Genomic DNA, 20,239 nt, shown 5'->3' with positions numbered 1-20,239 from the left:
CAATCGCAGCCGCGCCGCCTACGATGCGCGAATCCGACCCCTACGGAGACCGAGATGCCCCGTTCATGCCCGCTGCATGCGGCGTTTGCCGCCACTTCATCGTCCCGCGCAGTGCGCCTGCGTGCGCCTGGCGCGTCGCGCGACCACAGCCCGACCCTTGCCGAACGCTGCCTGCGCGTGATCGGCTGGCACCGGCTCGAGCGACTGCTCGCGTCGATTCCCGACAGCAACGACGACTTCGGCATCGTCTGACGGCGGCGCCGCACGGCACGGCCCGTATCGGGCCGCTTGCATCACCCGCTCACATCGCCTGCTTCCGCCGCCGATCGTGCGGCGCGACCGTCGCGCCGTCGATCACCGGCGCGCCCTGCTTGATCAGGAAATCGCGGAACAGCCCGGTCACCTGCGAGATGCGGCGATCGGCGAGCGTGACCACGTACCACTCACGCTCGATCGGGTTGCCGGGAAACGGCAATTGCCCGAGCAGCCCCGTGCGCAACTCGAGCGCGCATGCGTGCAGCGACAGGAACGCAATGCCGAGCCCGGCTTCGGCCATCTGCTTGATCGCCTCGTTGCTCGACAGTTCCGAGCCCACGTGGAACCGGTAGCCGGCCGTCTTGAACAGCGTCTCGACGGTCGAGCGCGTGCCCGCGCCGCGTTCACGCACGAGCAGGTGGGCGGATTCGAGATCCTTCAGCGTGACGCGCTTGCGCTGCATCAGCGGATGCGTCGGCGCGGCGACGAACACCATCGGATGCTTCGCGAATTCGACCGCGTGCGTGCGCAGCTCCTTCGGCGCGCTGCCCATCACCGCGAGATCGATTTCATGCGTGGCGAGCATGCGGATGATGTCGTCGCGGTTGCCGACCTTGAAATAGGTCTTCACGTGCGGACGCGTCGCGGTGAATTTGACGAGCAACGGCGGAATCAGATACTCGGCGGTCGTGATCGCGCCGATGCGCAGCGTGCCGCCGAGATCGCCCGTCAGCGCGGCCACCTCGTCGCCGGCCTCGCTCCACAGATGCAGGATCTCGCGCGCGTAGCGCGCGACGATTTCGCCGGCCGCGGTCAGCTGCACGCCGCGCCCCACCCGCTGCAGCAAAGCGGCGCCCACCGCCTCCTCGAGCAGCCGAACCTGCAGCGATACGGCGGGCTGCGTCAGGTTCAGCTCCTCGGCCGCGCGGGACACGCTACCGAGCCGCGCAATCATGTCGAGCGCCTTCAACTGCCGGAACGTTGCGGTCTTTCCTATAAGTGAATACATATGAGTCGCTTATAAACATTAAATTGTTTGCGCAGGTTCGAAACTATATCGTCGGTTCCTGAGGAATGTCATTCGAATCATCATCAAGCGGGAGCCCAACATGAACCACAACACGCACACCGTTGCAACGGACCGCGCACCACCCACGCCGCGCATCGTGATCGTCGGCGGCGGGGCCGGCGGCCTGCAACTCGCGACGCGCCTCGGCGACACGGTCGGGCGCCGCGGGCAGGCCGAAGTCGTGCTCGTCGACCGCTACCCGACGCACTTCTGGAAGCCGCTGCTGCACGAAGCCGCATCCGGCCATCGCGATCCGGCGACGCACACGATCGAATACGTCGCGCAGGCGAAGCGCCACGGCTTCCGGTTCGTGCAGGGCGCGCTGCAGGCGCTCGACCGCGCGACGCGCACGGTGACGATCGCCGCCGTGCACGACGCCGACGGCACCGAGATCCTGCCGCAGCGCGAACTCGGCTACGACGACCTCGTGCTCGCCGTCGGCAGCGTGACGAACTTTTTCAACGTTCCGGGCGCGGCCCGCCACGCGCTGCCGCTCGAAAACCTCGACCAGGCGGAAGATTTTCGGCGCAAGTTCCTCGCCGCATGCACGCGGGCCAACCACGCGGCCGAGCAGCATCCGGCGCGGCGCGCGGCACCGGTCTGCATCAGCGTGATCGGCGCGGGCGCGACGGGCGTCGAACTGGCCGCGGCGCTGCGTCACGCGGTCCAGCAACTGACGACGTATCGCTTCAAGGCGCTGGTGTCCACGCGCGACGTGCACATCCGGCTGATCGAAGGCGGGGCGCGCATCCTGCCGGCGCTCGACGAGCGGCTGTCGGCGCGCATGCATGCGCAGTTGCGCACGCTGAGCGTCGACGTGCTGACGGATACGCGCGTCGCGCAAGTCGATGCCGACGCGGTCACGACCGCGACCGGCGAGCGGCTGGCGAGCGACATCACGATCTGGGCGGCCGGCGTGGCCGGCCCCGCGATCCTGCGGGAGCTCGGCGGTATCGCGCTCAACCGGTCGAACCAGGTGATCGTGACCGACACGCTGCAAACGCCCGACGATGCGCACGTGTATGCGTTCGGCGATTGCGCCGCGTGCCCGTCGGCCGATGCGCTGAGCGTGCTGCCGCCGCGCGCGCAGGTCGCGCACCAGCAGGCCGTGTACCTCGGCGACGCGTTCGCGCGGCGCCTCGCCGGCAAGCCGGTGGCGCGCTTCGCGTTCCGCGATGCGGGCACCGTGGTGTCGCTCGGCCACACCGGCGCCGTCTATCAGGCCGACTTCGGCGCGCGGCCGCGCTCGGTGATCGTCGACGGGCTCGCCGCGATCGGGCTGTACAAGTTCCTGTACCGCAAGCATCTGTTCAGCGTGTACGGACTGAAGCGCGCGCTGTTCCAGTCGCTCGGGCACTGGCTGCAACGCCGCAACCAGCCGTCGATCAAGCTGCACTGAGCGCGGCTTGCACGGTGCCGCAACACCGCGTATCGCGCGCACCACGCGATACGCGGCCCGCTGCGGCGCACGGCCGTGGTGCAGCGATCGGCTGCGCATGTTTGGTGCATCGGGCGAAGGCCGTCGCGCCGATGCCGAACCTGCGTGTCGTGCTGCATCGCGCACTTCCGCACCAGTCATGGCCCGCGATGCCATTCATTAGTTGAATCGTATGGGTCGGATATAAATATTAATTGGTCGCATATTCCGGATCGACGCTAAGGTATCGAGCATTCCCGTCCGCGAACGGATCGTCACGTGTCAGGAGAGGAATCACCGTGGTCATTGAAGCCATCGTCACCCGTCTCGATGCTGCATTCGCGCAGATCGAAGCGACACCCGATTCGCACGAAGCACGCAACCAGCGCGACGCCATCATCCAGTGGCTCGACAGCGCATCCGAGCAAGGCTATCGGCTCGGCCTCGTCACGACGCTGCCGGCCGCCCGCCTCAGCGACATGTTCGAGGGGCAGTTCGGCCGCGCGACCCTCGACCGCTTCGCGGTCGTCGTGACCGACGCCGATCAGCAGGATGCCGCAGCGAACCGCCATCCGTTCGACGTCGCGCTGCAAGCGCTCGGCGTACCGCCCGAATGCGCGGTGGGCGTCGCCAGCAGCGAGCCGGAGCGCCGCGAAGCCGAGATCTTCGGCCTGTCGCGATGCATGCGCGTCACCGATACGATGCACGCGCTCGCATCGGCAAGCGTGCACTGAACCGCGCGCGTTCATACCGATACACTCGGCTGGTCGGGCGCGATGGCGCGCCATGCCGATCATCGTCTGACGACGCGCTGGCATTTTTGCCGTCAAAGTCGGCTGCGACATTCGCCGGCCTGATCGATTTCTTCCCGAGGCGGGACGGTGCGTGCATCGTCTCGCTCGTCGCGCAACGGGCCGGTTCACCGATACACAGAAGGTTGTGACACCAAGACGAAGATCGCTGCGGCGGTCGACGCGGTGAACGGGCGGCGTCATCGGAAAGGCTGAACGTCCGCGACGCGGAGCCTGTCACGTACCGGATGACAAAGCGGCTGCATGACGATTTCTTCAACGCGGTCGATGCAATCGCACGCGGCGGCCCGATACGCGCCGCAACGCTGCGCTCCCATTCGCATCCGTCATGGGCCTGAAGAACGCTTTCATGGCAACGCCGCACGCGCGGCTACGGTCCAACGCGGAACCGCATGCGAACAGCCAGCGGCCGCGCCGAAACTCCGCCGACACCGCGAGGTCGAACGAGCATCGTCGGAGAAAGTGACATGAACCACACCGCCCCGCTCGCCATCCTGCTCGTGCTCGTTGCCGCCAGCTCGCCCGCATACGCCGACGCGAGCGCCAACATCCCCACCGCGCAGGTTCCGCCGCAGCAGAAGAACTGCGTGCCGTCCTCCAGCGTGCGTCAGCCTTCGAATCGGCCGCCGATCCGCGTATGCGTCGGCGATTCCGACACGCAGCTGAACCTGCCGTGGTTCGTCACCGACGTGCTCACCGCCGTGGACACGCGTCAATCGCCTCGCGCCCTGTTGCACCGGATGCGCGACGATTTCTGAATCCCGGCGCGCCGGACGCTTCGGCCTACAGCGCGCCATAACGCGGCGTTCCCGGATTGGCCGCGGTATCACCCAGATAACCGACGTTCATACGAGATAGGCGGCTGATGGCAACGTATGCGCCGTCCCACGAATATTTACGATCACACGTTAATCTACGACACAGCATTCAATTAACAAACTACGATCAACAATTGAGGGATCCATCGTATACTTGCCGCACACCGTCCTCGTGCCAAGAGAAGGTGGGTTCCGCCCGGCCGCATTCGATGCGGCCGGGTTTTTTTACGCGCCATCAATATATATGCATAATCGATGTATGTTATGGAGAGCCGCGTCGAACCCGTGTCCCCGCATCGTTATCGCTTCGCGTGTGTCGCGAGCGTAGAATCGACTGACGTCCCGCTACCGGCGCGGACCGCCGCGCTCCGGCCAGGCACGGCGAATGCTTCGCGCCCATTCATCGACCGGTTCGACGAGCATGCCCATACGGACAACAACGAGCGCGACCCGACGAACGTCCGCGTCCACGCCGGGCGCGAAGCCGGTATTCCATCGCGCCGACGCCGCGCAGCACATCGTGTTGCCGATTGCCCTCCTCGCCTGCATCGTCGTGCTCGTCCTCGCGCTCGTCATGGCCGACCGCATGGCGCGCGACTCGGTCACGCGCCACGAGCGCACGGTCGCGACCGATATCGCGATCTCGATCGACCATATCCTCGACGGCGTGCGCTCACGGCATCCCGGCGAACTCGACGCGCTGATCGGCCGGCCCTGCGCCAGCGTGTCCAGAACGCTCGCCGAAGCGGCCACGCGGCTGCGCTACCTCCGTGCGGTCGGACTGGTCAACGGCGGCCGCGTCACCTGCTCGTCCGCGCTCGGCCCGGTCGATGTTCCGCTCGAGGTTTACACGCGCACGCCGGCGTCGGCCGGCACGACGCTCGCGCTGCTGGAGCAGACGCCGTTTCAGCGCGGCGTGCCGGTGCTCGCGGTCGTGCGGGCGGCAACGCCGGGCTCGGGCGTGCTGTACCTGATCGAAGGCGACTATGTGGCCGACATGCTCGCGTACGGCGCGCGCTTCGGCGCGGCGACGGCCACGCTGTCGGTCGCGGGCTGGGGCGGCCTCGATCAGCGCGGCCGCTTCATGCCGCCGCACCCGGCGGCCGCGCCGGCGGGCAGCGCGATCACGTCGAGCGCGTGGCCGTTCACGGTGTCGGTCGCGGCGTCGCAACCGTACGTCTCGCAGGTGTATCGGCGCTATCGGCTCGTCTGCCTGACGATCGCGCTGCTCGTGAACGGTCTCGTCGCGGCCGCGTACCTGCTGGCGATGGCGCCGCGCCGGCTGCTGCTGAAGGCGGTCCGCCACGCGCTCAAGCGCGGCGAGCTTCACGTCGTCTACCAGCCGATCGTCGACGTCGAGACGCGCCGAACGGTCGGCGTCGAGGCGCTGCTGCGCTGGCAGCATCCCAAATGGGGGGCCATCGGTCCGGCGGCATTCGTCCCCGAGGTCGAGTCGAGCTCGATCCTGCCGAAGATCACCGAATTCGTGCTGCGCACGGCCGTATCGGAATTGGCCGACCTGGCGCCGTCGACGCCGCTGCGCATCGCGATCAACATCGCACCGCAGGACCTCGAACGGCCGCGCTTCGTCGCCCTCGTCGCCGAGGCGATTCGCCGGCTGCCGCCGGGATGCACGCTGGTGCTCGAAGTCACCGAGCGCGTCCTGCTCGAGAAGAATGCACGCACGACGGAGATGTTCGCCGCGCTGCGCGCGACGGGCGCGAAGTTCGCGATCGACGATTTCGGCACGCATCACAGCAATCTCGACCTGCTGTCGCGCTTTCCGTTCGACTACGTGAAGATCGATCGCCAGTTCATCTCGCAGCTGACGACCGGCAACGCCAGGCTGATCGAGGGCATCGCGGCGCTGGCGCGCCATTACGACGTGACCGTCATCGCCGAGGGCGTGGAGACGGAGGAGCAGCATCGCGCGCTACGCGCCGTCGGCGTGCAATATGCGCAGGGCTTTCTGTATCACCGGCCGCAAGACCCGGAGAATTTGAAGCGCGATTTCGCGGCGATGCCGGCCTGAGCGCGCCGCGTCGCGCGCCCGCGTGCGGGCGCCGTCGCGAGGCGGCGCCGACGGGCCGCGGTGCTGGCGCTGGTGCTGGTGCTGGTGCTGGTGCTGGTGCTGGTGCTGGTGCTGGTGCTGGTGCTGGTGCTGCTGCAAACGCCCACGCGAGCATCAACGCCAACGCCGAAGCGAGCACCAATCCCCATCGCGGCCCAGCCAGCGACGAACCCACCGCACCGCGACCGAGCACGCGGCGCAACCGCCACGCAGAACGAGTATCCCGATGACGCCAGACCATCCGCCGCCCATCCCTTCGAACCGCGAGCCGGTCGCGCACGATCAGCCGCTGCTCCACCGCTACGCGGAGTTCCGGTTCCAGACGGTCGTCTCGTCGATCACCGACTATGCGGTGTTCATGCTCGACACGCACGGCAACGTCGCGACGTGGAACGCGGGCGCGGAGCGCATCAAGGGCTACCGCGAGGACGAGATCGTCGGCCGCCATTTCTCGCGCTTCTATCCGCCCGACGCGATCGCCGCCGGCCGCCCGGCTCAGGCGCTCGAAACCGCGGTCGCGTCCGGGCACTTCCAGGACGAAAGCTGGCGCGTCCGCAAGGACGGTTCGCGCTTCTGGGCCAGCGTGACGATCACGGCCGTGCGCGACGAGTCGAACACACTACGCGGCTTCATCAAGATCACGCGCGACATGACCGAGCGCAAGCGCGTCGAGGAACTGGAAACGGCCACGCGGCGGCTCGACGTGTTCATCGCGACACTCGCGCACGAGTTGCGCAACCAGCTCGCACCGCTGCAGCACACGATCGGCATCCTTCACAGCCTGCCGGCGGCCGGGCTCGGCCCCGCGCTCACGCAATGCAAGGACATCGCCGAGCGGCAGATCGGCCAGCTCGTGCGGCTCGTCGACGATCTGCTCGACATCGGCGGCATCAAGACCGACAAGGTGGATCTGCAGCAAGCGCCACTGAACGTGCGCGACATCGTCTATCGCAGCGTGCAGAGCATCCAGCCGAAGGTCGATGCACGCGGACAGCGCATCGTCGTGCGCCTGCCACCCGCGCCGGTGATCGTGCGCGGCGACGACGTGCGGCTCGTGCAGGTGCTGTACAACCTGCTCGACAACGCATCGAAGTATTCGCCGAACGGCGAGCACATCGAAGTCCACGTGCGCACCGAGGCGAGCGTGGTCGCGATCGACGTCGTCGATCGCGGGATCGGCATCGTCCCCGGCGCGCAGGAGTCGATCTTCGAGCTGTTCGAACAGGACAGCAGCGCGGGCCGCCTTGCGGCCGGCGGGCTCGGTCTCGGCCTCGCGATCTGCCGCAAATTCGTCGGCCTGCACGGCGGCAGCATCACCGCCGACAGCGCCGGCATCGGCAAGGGTTCGTCGTTTACCGTGCGGCTGCCGCTCGCGCAGCCGGCCGAACGCGTCGAGCCGGCGCGCGTCGCACCGGCACCGCTCACGACGCGCCCGCTGCGCATCCTGGTCGTCGACGACAATCGCGAAGCGGCCGACACCCTCGCCGTCCTGCTGGAGATCAAGGGCCACACGGCGCGCGTCGCCTACCACGCGCGCGATGCGGTGCCGCTCGCGCGCGACTTCGCACCGCAGCTGATGCTGATCGACCTGAGCATGCCCGACGTCAACGGCTTCGAGCTGCTGCGTGAACTGAACGCGACGCGCATCGCGCCCGATGCATTCCGTGTCGCGCTGTCGGGGCACGTGCGTTCGTCCGATCGCAAGGAAACCGCCGACGCCGGCTTCAACGACCATTTCGCGAAGCCGATTCCGATCGAGGCGCTCGATGCGTTGCTCGCGCGCGTCGACGCCGCTGCGCAGCGCCACGGCCAAGGTTGAGCACGCTGCTCGGTGCGGCACGCGCAACGCGCGGCCCGCCCGCGCCTCCTGACGCCTGATGCCATCGACGCACGCGCGGCGGCCGGCACGCGCAAGCGCTAAAATTCGCCGCCTGGGCATCCACGACGAGCGAGCGTTTTGACGGAGTTCGAGCAGGGTTTCATCCTCACCCGCCACTGGCGGGACACCGCGTCCGGCATCGAGATCGAGTTCTGGCTGGCAACCGAACACGGTCCGCGCCGGGTGCGGTTGCGCCCGCAGGAAGCCGTCGCGTTCGTGCCGGCGCAGCAGCAGGCGCTCGCCGAGCGCGCGCTGGCCGGCGAGCGCGATGCCGAATGGCGTCCGCTCGCGCTGCGCGACTTTCGTCAGCGCCCGGTGGCCGGCCTCTACTGCCGTCGCTACCGCCATCTGAGCGCACTGCAGAAGCGCCTCGCGTCGGCCGGCGTCGACGTGTACGAAGCCGACGTGCAGCCGCCCGACCGCTACACGATGGAGCGCTTCATCACCGCGCCCGTGCTGTTTCGCGGCGCCGTCGCCGCCGACGGCACGCTGACCGACGGCGAACTGAAACCGGCGGCCGATTACCGGCCGACGCTGCGCTGCGTGTCGCTCGACATCGAGACGAGCGTGAACGGCGAGCTGTATTCGATCGCGCTCGAAGGCTGCGGACAGCGACAGATCTACATGCTCGGGCCGCCGAACGGCGACGCGCGGGCCATCGACTTTCGCCTCGACTACTGCGACAGCCGCGCCGAGCTTCTCGCGCGGCTCAACGACTGGTTCGCCGAGCACGATCCCGATGCGGTGATCGGCTGGAACCTCGTGCAATTCGACCTGCGCATCCTGCACGCGCACGCGCAGCAGTACGGCGTCGCGCTGAAACTCGGGCGCGGCGGCAGCCCGCTGGAATGGCGCGCGCACGGCCAGCAGCCCGATCACTTCTTCGCGGGCGCGGCCGGGCGCCTGATCCTCGACGGCATCGACATGCTGAAATCGGCGACGTGGACGTTTCCGTCGTTCAGCCTTGAATACGTGTCGCAGGCGCTGCTCGGCGAAGGCAAGTCGATCGACAACCCATATCAGCGGATGGACGAGATCCAGCGCCGCTTCGACCACGACAAGCCGGCGCTCGCGCACTACAACCTGAAGGACTGCGAGCTCGTCACGCGAATCTTCGCGAAGGCCGACCTGCTGTCGTTCGCGCTCGAGCGCGCGACCGTCACGGGCCTCGCGGCGGACCGCACGGGCGGCTCGGTCGCGGCGTTCACGCATCTGTACCTGCCGCGCATGCACCGGCTCGGCTACGTCGCGCCGAACCTCGGCGACGTGACCGGCCAGAACAGTCCCGGCGGCTTCGTGATGGATTCGCGACCCGGCCTGTACGACTCGGTGCTCGTGTTCGACTACAAGAGCCTCTATCCGTCGATCATCCGCACGTTCCTGATCGATCCGGCCGGCCTGATCGAAGGGCTCACGCATCCGGACGATGCGGCATCGGTGCCCGGCTTTCTCGGCGCGCGCTTCTCGCGCACCGCGCATTGCCTGCCCGACATCGTGCGACGCGTGTCGGAAGGCCGCGACGAAGCGAAACGCCGGCGCAACGCGCCGCTGTCGCAGGCGCTGAAGATCATCATGAATTCGTTCTACGGCGTGCTCGGCTCGACCGGCTGCCGCTTCTTCGATCCGCGGCTCGCGTCGTCGATCACGATGCGCGGCCACGAGATCATGCATCGCACGCGCGAGCTGATCGAGGCACAGGGCTACGAGGTGATCTACGGCGACACCGATTCGACGTTCGTGTGGCTCGGCCGCGCACACGACGACGACGCGGCGGCCGCCACCGGCCGCGCGCTCGTCGCGCAAGTGAACATTTGGTGGCGCACGCATCTGCGCGAACGCTACGGGCTCGACAGCGCGCTCGAGCTGCAATACGAGCGGCACTACCACCGCTTCCTGATGCCGACCGTGCGCGGTGCTGAGGAAGGCAGCAAGAAGCGCTACGCGGGCCTCGCGCGCGCGGCGGACGGCGGCGACGATCTCGTCTTCAAGGGGCTCGAAACGGTGCGCACCGACTGGACGCCGCTCGCGCAGACGTTCCAGCGCGAACTGTACCGGCGCGTGTTCAAGCGCGAGCCGTACCAGGATTTCATCCGCGACTACGTCAGGCGCACGCTCGCCGGCGAATACGATGCGCAGCTGATCTATCGAAAGCGGCTGCGCCGGCCGTTGAGCGAATATCAGCGCAACGTGCCGCCGCACGTGCGCGCCGCGCGGATCGCCGACGAATTCAACCAGGCGCGCGGGCGTCCGCCGCAGTACCAGCGCGGCGGGTGGATCAGCTACGTGATGACGACCGCCGGCCCGGAGCCGCTCGAAACGATGCGCTCGCCGATCGACTACGCGTTCTACGTGAGCCGCCAGCTGCAGCCGGTCGCCGATGCGATCCTGCCGTTCCTGCGCGACGATTTCGAACGCGTGATCTCCGGCCAGGGGCAATTGTTCTGACGTCGCGCGGCTGCGCGAGCGGCCGTTCCTTCATACGGTTGCGCGTGCAACCGCCTCGCCTGTATCCGCCGTGTGCCGATCGGCATTCCGACGGCCGCGTGCATCGAGCGATAAGTAAAACCGATCGACCCGGTCGGAAATCCGACTTGGACGGCGCGCACGCCGCAGCGCACAATTTCGTCCATCGCAATCGAATGAAACCCTGATCCTTCGCAATGCGTTTTCGTGGCGCCCGCGCTGAACGACCGCGTATCGCCACACGCTTGAATAACAAGGAAAAGGCGCGCTCGCCGTGCTTGAAATGCCTCCAACGAACCATCCCTGCGTGCGCCGCCGCGTTCGCGCACGCTCCGTTTCCGTCCGCCGCGACGCATGCAGCCCACCGGTGCCGCACGACATGACGTGCAGCACGCCGCCTCCGGCGCCGTAACGCGCCCGCAGCAAACACTACTCCCCCGTCTCGCCCGAGGAAACCGACGTGTCGCAAGCCACCGTCGCGCCGCTACGGCCGCGCGACCCCTTCTCCATCGATCCGAGAAAGCTGCTGTTCTCGGTCACCACCTTCGTCGCGGCCGCGCTCGTGCTGCTGATCTCGTTCGCCGTCAGCTTTCCGCGCCCGTGGTGGGCGCTGCTCACGGTATACGTGACCGCACAGCCGATGGCCGGCACGTTCCGACCGAAGACCATCTATCGCGTGGCCGGCATCGCGACCGGCGCGATCGTCACCGTTGCGGTCGCACCCAATCTGCAGAACTCGCCGGCGCTGCTGGTGCTGTGCCTCGCGCTGTGGATCGGCTTCTGCATCTATCTCGCGGTGCTCGATCGTACGCCGCGCGCGTTCCTGTTCCAAATGGCGGCGTTCAGCTCGGCCGTGATCTGCTTTCCGTATCTCGACGATCCGACCAACATCTTCATTACCGCCGCGTCGCGCGTCGAGGAAATGTCGGTCGCGATCCTGTGCGTGACGATCGCGCACCGCGTCGTGAAGCCCGCGAACAACCGGCCGGTAATTCACGAACGCGCGCTGTCGTTTCTCGGCGATGCATGCCGCTGGACCGCCGAGGCGTTCGGCACCCGCCACGCGCGCCTCGAACACGCGCATCGCCGCAAGCTCGCCGCCGATGTGACGGAGCTCGGCATCATCGCGACGGCGCTGCCGTTCGATCAGCGCTTCGCGCTCGCGACGCGCGACACCGTCACCGCATTGCAGCACCGCCTTGCCGCGCTGCTGTCGATCGCGTCGGCCGCGGCGAACCGGCTCGACCAGCTGCGCGCGCTGAACGCGGTCGATGCGGACACCGCCACGCTCGTCGACGCGGTGATCGCCGACCTGCACGCGTCACAGGAGGTCGGCGACGCGCTCGACGCCGGCCTCGCCGCGCGCTGCCGCGCCCTTGCCGCCGAGCGGCTGCACGATTCGACGTGGACGTCGCTGCTCGCCGCGAGCCTGTTCGACCGCACCGCCGATTTCATCGACACGCTGCACGCGGCCCGCACGCTGGTGCGCAGCTTCGCCGCAAGCGACGCCGAGCTCGCGCGCCACCTGACGCCCGCGGACGCCACGCGCCGCTTCGCGCTCGCGCGCGATCACGGGCTCGCGCTGCTTGCCGGCGCGGCGACGGCCACCGCGATCGTCATCTACTGCGCGGTGTGGATTCTCCTCGCCTGGCCGAACGGGTCCGCGACCGCCGCCTTCGCCGCGCTCGTCACCTGCTCGTTCGCGGCGCAGGACGATCCGGCGCCGATGATCGGCCGCTACCTCGTGTCGACGCTCGTCACGTTTCCGCTCGCCGCGCTGTACCTGTTCGTGATCCTGCCGCGGGTCGACGGCGCCGGGATGCTGATCCTGACGCTCGCGCCGGCGCTCGTCTGGATGGGCTACATCCAGGCCGATCCCGCACGCACCGCGCGCGCGCTTCCGATGTTCTCCTGCTTCATCGTCGCCATGGGCTTTCTCGATCGTTTCCAGGCCGACTTCGCGCTGTTCCTCAACACGGGGCTCGCGCAGATCGGCGGCATCGCCACGACGCTGGTCGTGAGCAAACTGTTCCGCTCGGCCAGCACGCGCTGGACCGCATACCGGATCGTGCGCCAGAACTGGGCCGATCTCGCGCAGATGGCCGACCCGCGCCGGCCGCTCGATGCGGCCACGTGGACGGCGCGCGCGATCGACCGGCTCGGTCAGGTCGCAACACGCATGGCGTTCGCCGATCCGGACGACGCGTTGCACGCGGTCGACGGGCTGAGCGACCTGCGCATCGGCCGCAACATCATCCAGGCGCGCGAGGGGCTCGATCGAGGCGACGCGAATACGCGCCCGGCAATCGAGGCCGCGCTCGCGCAGGTGTCGAACCTGTATCGCGCGCGCGCCAACGCCCGCCATCCGATTGCAGCCGACGCAACGCTGATGCGCGCGCTGAATCGCGCGATCGCGGCCGTCGCGCGCGACCCCGCCGGCCGCGACGACGCCACGCTGCTCGCGCTGGTCGGCATGCGCTGCAACCTGTTTCCGCATGTTCAACTCGTCGAAGGAACGACGCGATGATCGAAGAGATCCACATTTTCGGCATCTACATGCCATCCGCGCTCGCCTGGGCCGTCGTCGCGCTCGGCGTCACGTTCATGCTGCGCGGGATGCTGGTGCGGCTGCGCCTGCACCTGCTGCTGTGGCAGCCCGCACTGCTCGAACTCGCCGCCTTCTTCGCGCTGTGGTGGGGTATCGCCCGCATTGCCGACGCCTGTCTCCCGCATCGACTCCTCTCCTGAACATGAAGCAAATCATTCCGCTGCTGCGTACCGTGCTGACGGCCGCCATCCTCGCCGGCATCGTCGCCGCGATCTACGGACTATGGGTGCGTTACCAGATCGAGCCGCTCACGCGCGACGGCAAGGTGCGCGCCGACGTGGTGCCGATCGCGCCCGACGTGAGCGGCCTCGTCACCGACGTGCGCGTGCACGACAACCAGAAAGTGACGAAGGGCCAGGTGCTGCTGGTGATCGATCCGTCCCGCTACCGGATCGCGCTCGAACAGGCCGATGCGAACCTCGCGAGCGAGCAGGCCGAACTCGACGAGGCGATCCGCGAAGACCGCCGCAATCGCGCGATGCCCGACGTGGTGGCCGAGGAGTCGGCGCAACAGGGCGCGACGCGCGTCGAGAAGCTGCGCGCGGCGCTCGCGCAGGCGCATTCCGCGCGCGACCTCGCGGCGCTGAACCTCGAACGGACGCTCGTGCGCGCACCGGTCGACGGCACCGTGACCAACGTCGGGCTGCTGCCCGGCGTGTACCTGAGCGCCGGCAAGGGCGCGATGGCGCTGGTCAACGACACGTCGCTGCGCGTGGAAGGCTACTTCGAGGAAACCAAGCTGCCCGCGATTCACGTCGGCGATCCGGCCAGCATCTATCTGATGGGCGTCGCGAGCGAGATTCGCGGCCACGTGCAGAGCGTCGCGGGCGGCGTCGAGGACCGCGAGCGCGCGGGCGGCGACGCGCAGCTCGCGAACGTGAACCCGGCGTTCACGTGGGTGCGGCTCGCGCAGCGCATCCCGGTGCGCATCGCGATCGATTCGGTGCCGCCCGGCGTGCGGCTCGTGCCGGGGCAGACCGCGTCGGTCGAGATTCACGCACGCGCCGGCGACGTCACGGTGCGCCGGAGCCTGCCATGGTGAGCGTGCGCAAAGCGTGGATCGCCGCGCTCGGCCTCGCGCTCGCCGCCTGCGCGGAGGTCGGCCCGGACTATCGCGTGCCGCCTGCCGCGCTCGCGAACGCGCCGGCCGCCAGCGGCGCGTTCGTTGCGGGTGCAACGGCCGCGTCGAATGCGCCGTTGCCCGCTCGCTGGTGGCGGCTGTACGACGATCCGGCGCTCGACGCGCTGATCGAGCGGGCGCTCGCGAGCAACGTCGATCTGCGCGCCGCGCAGGCGAACCTCGAGCGCAGCAGCGCGCTGCTCGCGGCGGCGCGCACGGCGCGCGAGCCGAGCGTGGGCTTCGACGCGTCGACGAACTACACGCAGCAATCCGCCGCAGCGGTGCTGTCGCACGTCGAGCCGCCGCGGCACGAGATCTACAACATCGGCTTCACGATGAGCTACGACCTCGATCTGTTCGGCGGCATCCGGCGCGGAATCGAGGCGGCGTCCGCCGACCACGAGGCCGTCGCCGCCGCGCGCGATCTGGTGCGCGTGAACGTCGCCGCCGAAGTCGCGCGCGCGTATTCGGACCTGTGCAATGCCGGAAACCGGATCGACGTGCTGCAGCGGGCGATCGCGCTGCAGCAGCAGCGCCTCGCGTTGACGCGCCAGTTGATCGCTAATGGCCGCGCGCCGAGCTTCGAAGCGCAGCGCGACAGCGGTGCGATCGACGACAGCCGCGCGGCGCTCGCGCCGCTGCAGGCGCGCCGGCTGAATGCGGCGTTCCGGCTCGCGACGCTGATGGGCGAGCCGCCGGAGAACTACGATCGCGCGCTGCTGTCGTGCCGCAAGCCGCTCGAACTGGCCGCGCCGATTCCGTCCGGCGACGGCCGCGCGCTGCTCGCGCGCCGTCCGGACGTGCGCGCGGCCGAGCGCCGGCTTGCCGCGTCGACCGCACGCATCGGCGTCGAAACCGCGGCGCTGTATCCGGACATCAAGCTCGGCGCGAGCATCGGCTCGACCGGCGGCGCGGCCGCGTTCCTCACGCCGTTGACGAACCGCTTCGCGGTCGGGCCGATGGTGACCTGGGATCTGCATCGCAGCGCGATCCGCGACCGCATCGACGCGGCCCGCGCCGACAGCCGCGCGAGCCTCGCGCATTTCGATGCGACGGTGCTCACGGCGTTGCGCGAAACGGAGACGTCGCTGAACACGTACGCCGCCGCGCTCGAACGCCTGCAACGTCTGCAGGCAGCGCGCGACGCCGCGCGCGACGTGATGGAGCGTACCGACGAACTGCGCCATGGCGGCCGGGTCGGCGGCCTCGTCGCGCTCGATGCGCGGCGCACGTGGCTCGCGGCCGAAACGGCCGTCGCCGCGGCACGGCAGCAGGTGAACGACGACCAGATCGCGACCTTCCTCGCGCTCGGAGGCGGCTGGCAATGAGCACCGTCGACGATCCGATGCTCGCGCGGCCGGCGCATAATGGCGGGATGCCCGCCCCACGCGACTCGCGAATCAATCCGCGCAAGATGAAGTTCACACAACGCAGCCCGCTGCTTCGCAACATCAGTTATTTGCTGGCGATCGACGAGCATCGCAATTTCACGCGCGCCGCCGAAGCGCTGAGCGTGTCGCAGTCGGCGCTGTCGCAGAAGGTGCGCCAGCTCGAGGACGAGCTCGGCGCGCAACTGTTCGATCGCAGCGGCCGCGTGGTACAGCTCACCGACTTCGGCAGCGTGTACCTCGAATACGTGCGCCGCGCGCACAACGATCTGGTCACCGCGCAACGCGCGCTGCACGACGTGCACGACCTGTCGCGCGGGCAACTACGGATCGGCTTCACGCCGACCTTCACCGAATACCTCGTCGCGCCGGTGATCGAGCAGTTCCACGAACGCTATCCGGGCATCGTGATCGAGATCACCGAGATGTCGCTCGATGCGGTCGAGACCGCACTCGGCGACGACCAGGTCGATCTCGCGTTCGGCTTCGTCGATGTGCGCTCCGACGAAATCGAGGCCGAAGCGCTGTTTCCCGAACAGCTGATGCTGGTGGTCGGCCGCACGCATGCGCTGACCGCGCAACGCGAGCCCGTCACGCCGACGCAGCTCGCCGATACGCCGCTCGCACTGCTGACGACGAGCTTCGTGTCGCGCTTCTACGTCGACAGCTATTTCCAGTCGTACGACATGCAGCCCGACGTCGCATTGCAGGCCAATTCGATCAGCGCCGTGCTGAAGATCGTGAGCCGCGGCAAGATCGCGACGATCCTGCCCGGCACGATCGAGTTCGAGCATCGCGATCTGCAATACGTGCCGCTCGACCCGCCGTTCCCGGTGCGCACCGTCGCACTGCTGCGCCGCAAGGGCGCGTATCGCACGGTCGCGTCGACGGCATTCGCGGAGCTGGTGCGCGAGATGCTCGACCATGGCAGCCTGTCATCGCTGCGTACGCTGACGGCGCGCGAGCAGGGCTGACGGCGGCGGCGCCGCCGCAATCTCCACCGCAATCTCCAGATCGATCGTCCGCCGCATCACGGATGCGGCGGTCGTTTCTTGCGTCGTCGTTTCGTTGCGCATGCATCGATCAACGATCGATCCGCCTTATCGACCGCATCGGAAATACGCCTTGGACACGCTCAGGGTTTTCCATCATTCTCCCCTCATCGATTCGATGTGAATCGGTCGCGCCGAATAGCGGCGTCGACGGGCCCGGCGCCCATGTCGCACGATCCTTCCGTAGCACGCCGACACACTCGACAAGAAGAATCTGACACGCTCCCGGCCATCGACGGCCTGCGTCGGCGATGCCCACGTCCCGAATCGAACGCGTGTAAAACCCGTTTGGTCTAATTGGAATCCTGAATGTCCCGGTCCGCTTCCCTTTCCGTTCTCGCCACCTTCATCGCGCTTTGCGGCATCACGGTCACCGCACCCGCATCCGCGCAACAGCAACCGGCGGCGCCCGCCTCGCAGCAGCAATCGAGCAGCATCGCCTCTGTCGTAGCGGTCGCCGCCGCGCATGCAGGCGATGACGCATGCGCACACGGCGCCACCGAAACGAAGGCCGTCGCCGCACCGGTGCGCGTCGCCCCGACCCGCACGCCCGATGCACCGAATGCACCTGAGGCCGGCTGCATCGGCCCGGCGAGCTTCTGCAACGTCTACTTCGGCAGCTGATCCGCCGCCGCCACCGCCCCTTCCAACAGGAATCGTCGTGAATCATCTGTTCAGTGCGATGCGGGTCTTTCTCAAGGTTGCCGACACGCATCACTTCTCCCATGCCGCTCACCAGCTGAACCTGTCGCCGTCGCTCGTGACGCGCTACGTCGGCGATCTCGAATCGCACCTCGGCGTGAAGCTGTTGCAACGCTCGACGCGCAAGACGGTGCTCACCGAAGTCGGCGTCCGCTATGCGCAAGGCTGCCGCTCGCTGCTCGCCGACCTGTCCGAGATCGAGTCGCGCGCGACGCAGGAATCGAGCCGGATCCGCGGCGATCTGAACGTCGTCGTGCTGCACAGCTTGATGTCGCCGGAGCTGGCCGCGCTGTTTGCCGAGTACCAGTCGCGCCATCCCGAGGTGTCGCTGCACATCACGCTGACCGAGTCGGAAGTCGATCTGCTCGGCGGTGGCTTCGACTGCGGGATCGTCGCCGATACGATGATCTCGTCGCTCTCGGTCGTGTCGCGCGCGCTGGCCCATGCGCCGCTCGTCGCGGTCGCATCGCCCGGCTACCTGCTCGCCATGACCGCGCCGCAGCAGCCCGCCGACCTCGCCGCGCACCGGATCGTCGGCGTCGCGACAGGCGCGAAGACGTGCCGGTGGGTTGCCCCGGACGGCACCGTGAACGCGCTCCACGTCGAGCCGCGCGTCACCGTGAACAGCGCGCTGATGCAGCGTCAGCTCGCGCTTGCGGGCGGCGGTATCGCGCTGCTGCCCGAATTCGCGGTGGCGAGCGATCTGCGCAGCGGCGCGCTGAAACGCGTGCTCGCCGATTACCGACTCGTCAGCGACGGCGTCGCCGTGTCGCTCGTGTATCCCGGCCGCGAGTTCCTGCCGGGCAAAGTGCGCGCGTTCGTCGATCTCGCCGCCGAGCGCTTCAGGCTGCCGTCGGTCAGCATGCTGCGCGCGGTGGCAGCGCGACCGGACATGACCGTGGCGACGGCCGCCGCCGCGTGACGTGCGTTGCGTTCCACGCGTATCGATTCGTTTCGTCGCTGCGGCCCGCCGCGTGCGCGACGAACCGCAGCGAAACCCTCCGAGGAAATCATGAAATCCATCATCGTCACCATCGCGACGCTCTGCGCGGCCGCGACCGTCCTGCTCGCCGCACCGCGCGCATCGTATGCGCAGTCGCCGCTCACCCGTGCACAGGTTCGCCAGGAGCTGCTCGACCTCGAATCGGTCGGCTACGATCCATCGGCCGGCGACGCCGACAACTACCCGGAAGGCATCGTCGCCGCGCAGGCGCGCCTCGAGGAGAAGCGCGCCGCCGAACGCCGCAGCGGCGAAGCGGCCTACGGCTCGGGCGGCGCACCGCGCACGTCGTCGGGCGCAGCGGCCGTCGCGGCAGCGAACCGATGAGGTGTGGGGTGCCGATGCGCAGTGCGCGCGTGAAGATCGACGCATGCGCGAGCACACCGCCGCACGGCGGCCTCTCGCGTCCAGCTAAAATACCGGCCTGCCGCGCGTCCCGCCGCGGCCGGAGGACCCCACATCATGACCGCACGCCGCGGTGCCGCGATTGCGATCGCGCCCGGTCACGAGACAGCCCGCCTGTCCGACGCCCAGAAGACCTTCAACACGCTCGTCGAGCGCATCGACAAGCGGCGCGAGCGCCTCGCGGCGTGGGACGCCGTCACGCCGGCGTTCCAGAAGAAGTTCGTCGATGCGCTGCTGCCGCTCGAACGCGAATCGGCGGCGCTGCGCACGCGGCTGATTCATCTGCTCGACGACGCGTTCCTGCGTAGTGGACTCAGCAAGGCCGAGCAGCGCATGCTGTCCGACCTGATCGCGGACATGGCCCGCGACGTGCTCGACGCCGCCGACGACGCGGCGCTGCAGCGCGTCTACGATCGCCATCATGCAAGCGGGCCGGCCGGCAGCGCAGCGGCCGATCCGCAGCCCGCGCCCGGCGCCGACGCGGCAGACGATCTCGATGCCCTGTCACCCGACGAACTGGCGCAACGGCTCCAAGCCGAGCTCGACGCGCAGTTCGAGCGCGACATGGCCGCGCACGCGGCACGCGAGGCGCAGCGCGCGAAGCGCAGGAAGACGCCGAAGCAGACAGCCGCGCAGGCGCGCGCCGAAGCGGAGCAGGCCGAATCGAGCAAGTCGATCCGCGAGATCTACCGCAAGCTGGCCAGCGCGCTGCATCCCGATCGCGCCACCGATCCGCACGACCAGGAACGCAAGACCGCGCTGATGCAGCGGGTCAACCACGCCTATGCGAAGCGCAACCTGCTGCAGCTGCTGGAGCTTCAGCTTGAGATCGAACAGATCGACCGGCATGCGATCGCCGGCCTCGGCGAAGCGCGGCTGACGCGCTACAACGGCATCCTCGACGAGCAGCTGCGCGAGCTCGACCGCGAGATCGAACACGTGGAGAACGATTTCCGCCGAACCTACGGCATCGCGCCGTCCGTGAAGATCGCACCCGACACCGTGGTGCGCCTGCTCGCGCGCGACATCGCCGGCTTGCAGCGCAGCATTCGGGACCTGACCGTCACGCTGCGCGAGTTCGAGGATCCGGACAACGTCCGGCGCTGGCTGAAGGAGATGAAGCGCCGCCCCGCATCGGCGCGCTTCGACGAAGACCGTTAGCAAGCGGCGCGCACATCAC

17 protein-coding genes and 1 pseudogene are annotated in these 20,239 nt (G+C 68.4%); 17 read left to right on the top strand and 1 reads right to left on the bottom strand.

The window, feature by feature from the left end; genetic code table 11:
• Positions 1-54 precede the first annotated feature (54 nt).
• Entirely contained in the window at positions 55-252 is a 198-nt protein-coding gene (locus MBR110_RS23900) for a hypothetical protein (protein ID WP_172820416.1), read from the top strand.
• 49 nt (positions 253-301) lie between these two features.
• Here the strand turns inward: MBR110_RS23900 and MBR110_RS23895 are convergent, their stop codons facing one another.
• Positions 302-1,264: a LysR family transcriptional regulator gene (locus MBR110_RS23895; protein WP_011881237.1), complete on the bottom strand. Its 963-nt coding sequence runs from the start codon at positions 1,262-1,264 to the stop codon at positions 302-304.
• Positions 1,265-1,364: 100 nt separating this feature from the next.
• Between MBR110_RS23895 and MBR110_RS23890 the strand changes: the two genes are divergently transcribed.
• The 16 genes and pseudogenes from MBR110_RS23890 (at position 1,365) to MBR110_RS23820 (ending at position 20,220) form a co-directional block, all read left to right on the top strand.
• A complete protein-coding gene (locus MBR110_RS23890) occupies positions 1,365-2,723 on the top strand; it encodes an NAD(P)/FAD-dependent oxidoreductase (RefSeq protein WP_034193711.1) in 1,359 nt (452 codons plus the stop codon).
• 317 nt (positions 2,724-3,040) lie between these two features.
• Positions 3,041-3,475, top strand: a complete 435-nt coding sequence (locus MBR110_RS23885) for a hypothetical protein (protein ID WP_011881235.1) — start codon at positions 3,041-3,043, stop codon at positions 3,473-3,475.
• A 275-nt stretch (positions 3,476-3,750) separates the two neighbouring features.
• A pseudogene (locus MBR110_RS32265) lies at positions 3,751-3,923 on the top strand (histidine-type phosphatase); the annotation flags it as partial.
• Between the two features lie 97 nt (positions 3,924-4,020).
• The gene (locus MBR110_RS23880) at positions 4,021-4,311 is read left to right on the top strand and encodes a hypothetical protein (protein WP_011881233.1); all 291 of its coding nucleotides are present in this window, start codon (positions 4,021-4,023) and stop codon (positions 4,309-4,311) included.
• A gap of 445 nt (positions 4,312-4,756) precedes the next feature.
• Entirely contained in the window at positions 4,757-6,403 is a 1,647-nt protein-coding gene (locus MBR110_RS23875; RefSeq protein WP_080957691.1) for an EAL domain-containing protein, read from the top strand.
• 265 nt (positions 6,404-6,668) lie between these two features.
• Positions 6,669-8,261 carry a PAS domain-containing hybrid sensor histidine kinase/response regulator gene (locus tag MBR110_RS23870; RefSeq protein ID WP_181709373.1) on the top strand — a complete coding sequence of 531 codons (1,593 nt, stop codon included), beginning with the start codon at positions 6,669-6,671 and terminating at the stop codon, positions 8,259-8,261.
• A gap of 138 nt (positions 8,262-8,399) precedes the next feature.
• Positions 8,400-10,766: a DNA polymerase II gene (locus MBR110_RS23865; RefSeq protein ID WP_181709372.1), complete on the top strand. Its 2,367-nt coding sequence runs from the start codon at positions 8,400-8,402 to the stop codon at positions 10,764-10,766.
• A 478-nt stretch (positions 10,767-11,244) separates the two neighbouring features.
• Positions 11,245-13,311 carry an FUSC family protein gene (locus MBR110_RS23860; protein WP_181709371.1) on the top strand — a complete coding sequence of 689 codons (2,067 nt, stop codon included), beginning with the start codon at positions 11,245-11,247 and terminating at the stop codon, positions 13,309-13,311.
• Positions 13,308-13,532 carry a DUF1656 domain-containing protein gene (locus MBR110_RS23855; RefSeq protein ID WP_011881228.1) on the top strand — a complete coding sequence of 75 codons (225 nt, stop codon included), beginning with the start codon at positions 13,308-13,310 and terminating at the stop codon, positions 13,530-13,532. Before MBR110_RS23860 ends, MBR110_RS23855 begins: the two co-directional genes overlap by 4 nt.
• Positions 13,533-13,534: 2 nt before the next feature.
• Entirely contained in the window at positions 13,535-14,434 is a 900-nt protein-coding gene (locus MBR110_RS23850; protein ID WP_011881227.1) for an efflux RND transporter periplasmic adaptor subunit, read from the top strand.
• Positions 14,428-15,840, top strand: a complete 1,413-nt coding sequence (locus MBR110_RS23845) for an efflux transporter outer membrane subunit (RefSeq protein ID WP_181709370.1) — start codon at positions 14,428-14,430, stop codon at positions 15,838-15,840. Before MBR110_RS23850 ends, MBR110_RS23845 begins: the two co-directional genes overlap by 7 nt.
• Positions 15,837-16,874: a transcriptional regulator CynR gene (gene cynR, locus MBR110_RS23840; RefSeq protein ID WP_045578322.1), complete on the top strand. Its 1,038-nt coding sequence runs from the start codon at positions 15,837-15,839 to the stop codon at positions 16,872-16,874. Before MBR110_RS23845 ends, cynR begins: the two co-directional genes overlap by 4 nt.
• Positions 16,875-17,261: 387 nt before the next feature.
• Complete coding sequence (locus MBR110_RS32260; RefSeq protein WP_258569982.1) at positions 17,262-17,576, top strand: hypothetical protein; 315 nt, start codon at positions 17,262-17,264, stop codon at positions 17,574-17,576.
• A gap of 37 nt (positions 17,577-17,613) precedes the next feature.
• Complete coding sequence (locus MBR110_RS23830; RefSeq protein WP_258569981.1) at positions 17,614-18,576, top strand: LysR family transcriptional regulator; 963 nt, start codon at positions 17,614-17,616, stop codon at positions 18,574-18,576.
• A gap of 90 nt (positions 18,577-18,666) precedes the next feature.
• Positions 18,667-18,981 (top strand): DUF4148 domain-containing protein, encoded by a 315-nt coding sequence (locus tag MBR110_RS23825; RefSeq protein ID WP_034193719.1) that lies wholly within the window; start codon positions 18,667-18,669, stop codon positions 18,979-18,981.
• Positions 18,982-19,116: 135 nt separating this feature from the next.
• Positions 19,117-20,220 (top strand): J domain-containing protein, encoded by a 1,104-nt coding sequence (locus MBR110_RS23820; protein ID WP_176314974.1) that lies wholly within the window; start codon positions 19,117-19,119, stop codon positions 20,218-20,220.
• Positions 20,221-20,239 lie beyond the last annotated feature (19 nt).

It is taken from the genome of Burkholderia sp. MBR-1, from assembly GCF_013822785.1.
Classification (GTDB): Bacteria; Pseudomonadota; Gammaproteobacteria; order Burkholderiales; family Burkholderiaceae; genus Burkholderia; species Burkholderia vietnamiensis.
This window is presented reverse-complemented; position numbering and strand designations above follow the sequence as displayed.

What these genes read in the sequence shown, in the direction of transcription:
- MBR110_RS23880 (WP_011881233.1), top strand. Translation starts at nt 4,021, where the DNA reads ATGAACCACACCGCCCCGCTCGCCATCCTGCTCGTGCTCGTTGCCGCC.
- MBR110_RS23900 (WP_172820416.1), top strand. Translation starts at nt 55, where the DNA reads ATGCCCCGTTCATGCCCGCTGCATGCGGCGTTTGCCGCCACTTCATCG.
- MBR110_RS23820 (WP_176314974.1), top strand. Translation starts at nt 19,117, where the DNA reads ATGACCGCACGCCGCGGTGCCGCGATTGCGATCGCGCCCGGTCACGAG.
- MBR110_RS23890 (WP_034193711.1), top strand. Translation starts at nt 1,365, where the DNA reads ATGAACCACAACACGCACACCGTTGCAACGGACCGCGCACCACCCACG.
- cynR (WP_045578322.1), top strand. Translation starts at nt 15,837, where the DNA reads ATGAGCACCGTCGACGATCCGATGCTCGCGCGGCCGGCGCATAATGGC.
- MBR110_RS23875 (WP_080957691.1), top strand. Translation starts at nt 4,757, where the DNA reads ATGCTTCGCGCCCATTCATCGACCGGTTCGACGAGCATGCCCATACGG.
- MBR110_RS23870 (WP_181709373.1), top strand. Translation starts at nt 6,669, where the DNA reads ATGACGCCAGACCATCCGCCGCCCATCCCTTCGAACCGCGAGCCGGTC.
- MBR110_RS23845 (WP_181709370.1), top strand. Translation starts at nt 14,428, where the DNA reads ATGGTGAGCGTGCGCAAAGCGTGGATCGCCGCGCTCGGCCTCGCGCTC.
- MBR110_RS23850 (WP_011881227.1), top strand. Translation starts at nt 13,535, where the DNA reads ATGAAGCAAATCATTCCGCTGCTGCGTACCGTGCTGACGGCCGCCATC.
- MBR110_RS23855 (WP_011881228.1), top strand. Translation starts at nt 13,308, where the DNA reads ATGATCGAAGAGATCCACATTTTCGGCATCTACATGCCATCCGCGCTC.
- MBR110_RS23825 (WP_034193719.1), top strand. Translation starts at nt 18,667, where the DNA reads ATGAAATCCATCATCGTCACCATCGCGACGCTCTGCGCGGCCGCGACC.
- MBR110_RS23895 (WP_011881237.1), bottom strand. Translation starts at nt 1,264, where the DNA reads ATGTATTCACTTATAGGAAAGACCGCAACGTTCCGGCAGTTGAAGGCG.
- MBR110_RS32260 (WP_258569982.1), top strand. Translation starts at nt 17,262, where the DNA reads ATGTCCCGGTCCGCTTCCCTTTCCGTTCTCGCCACCTTCATCGCGCTT.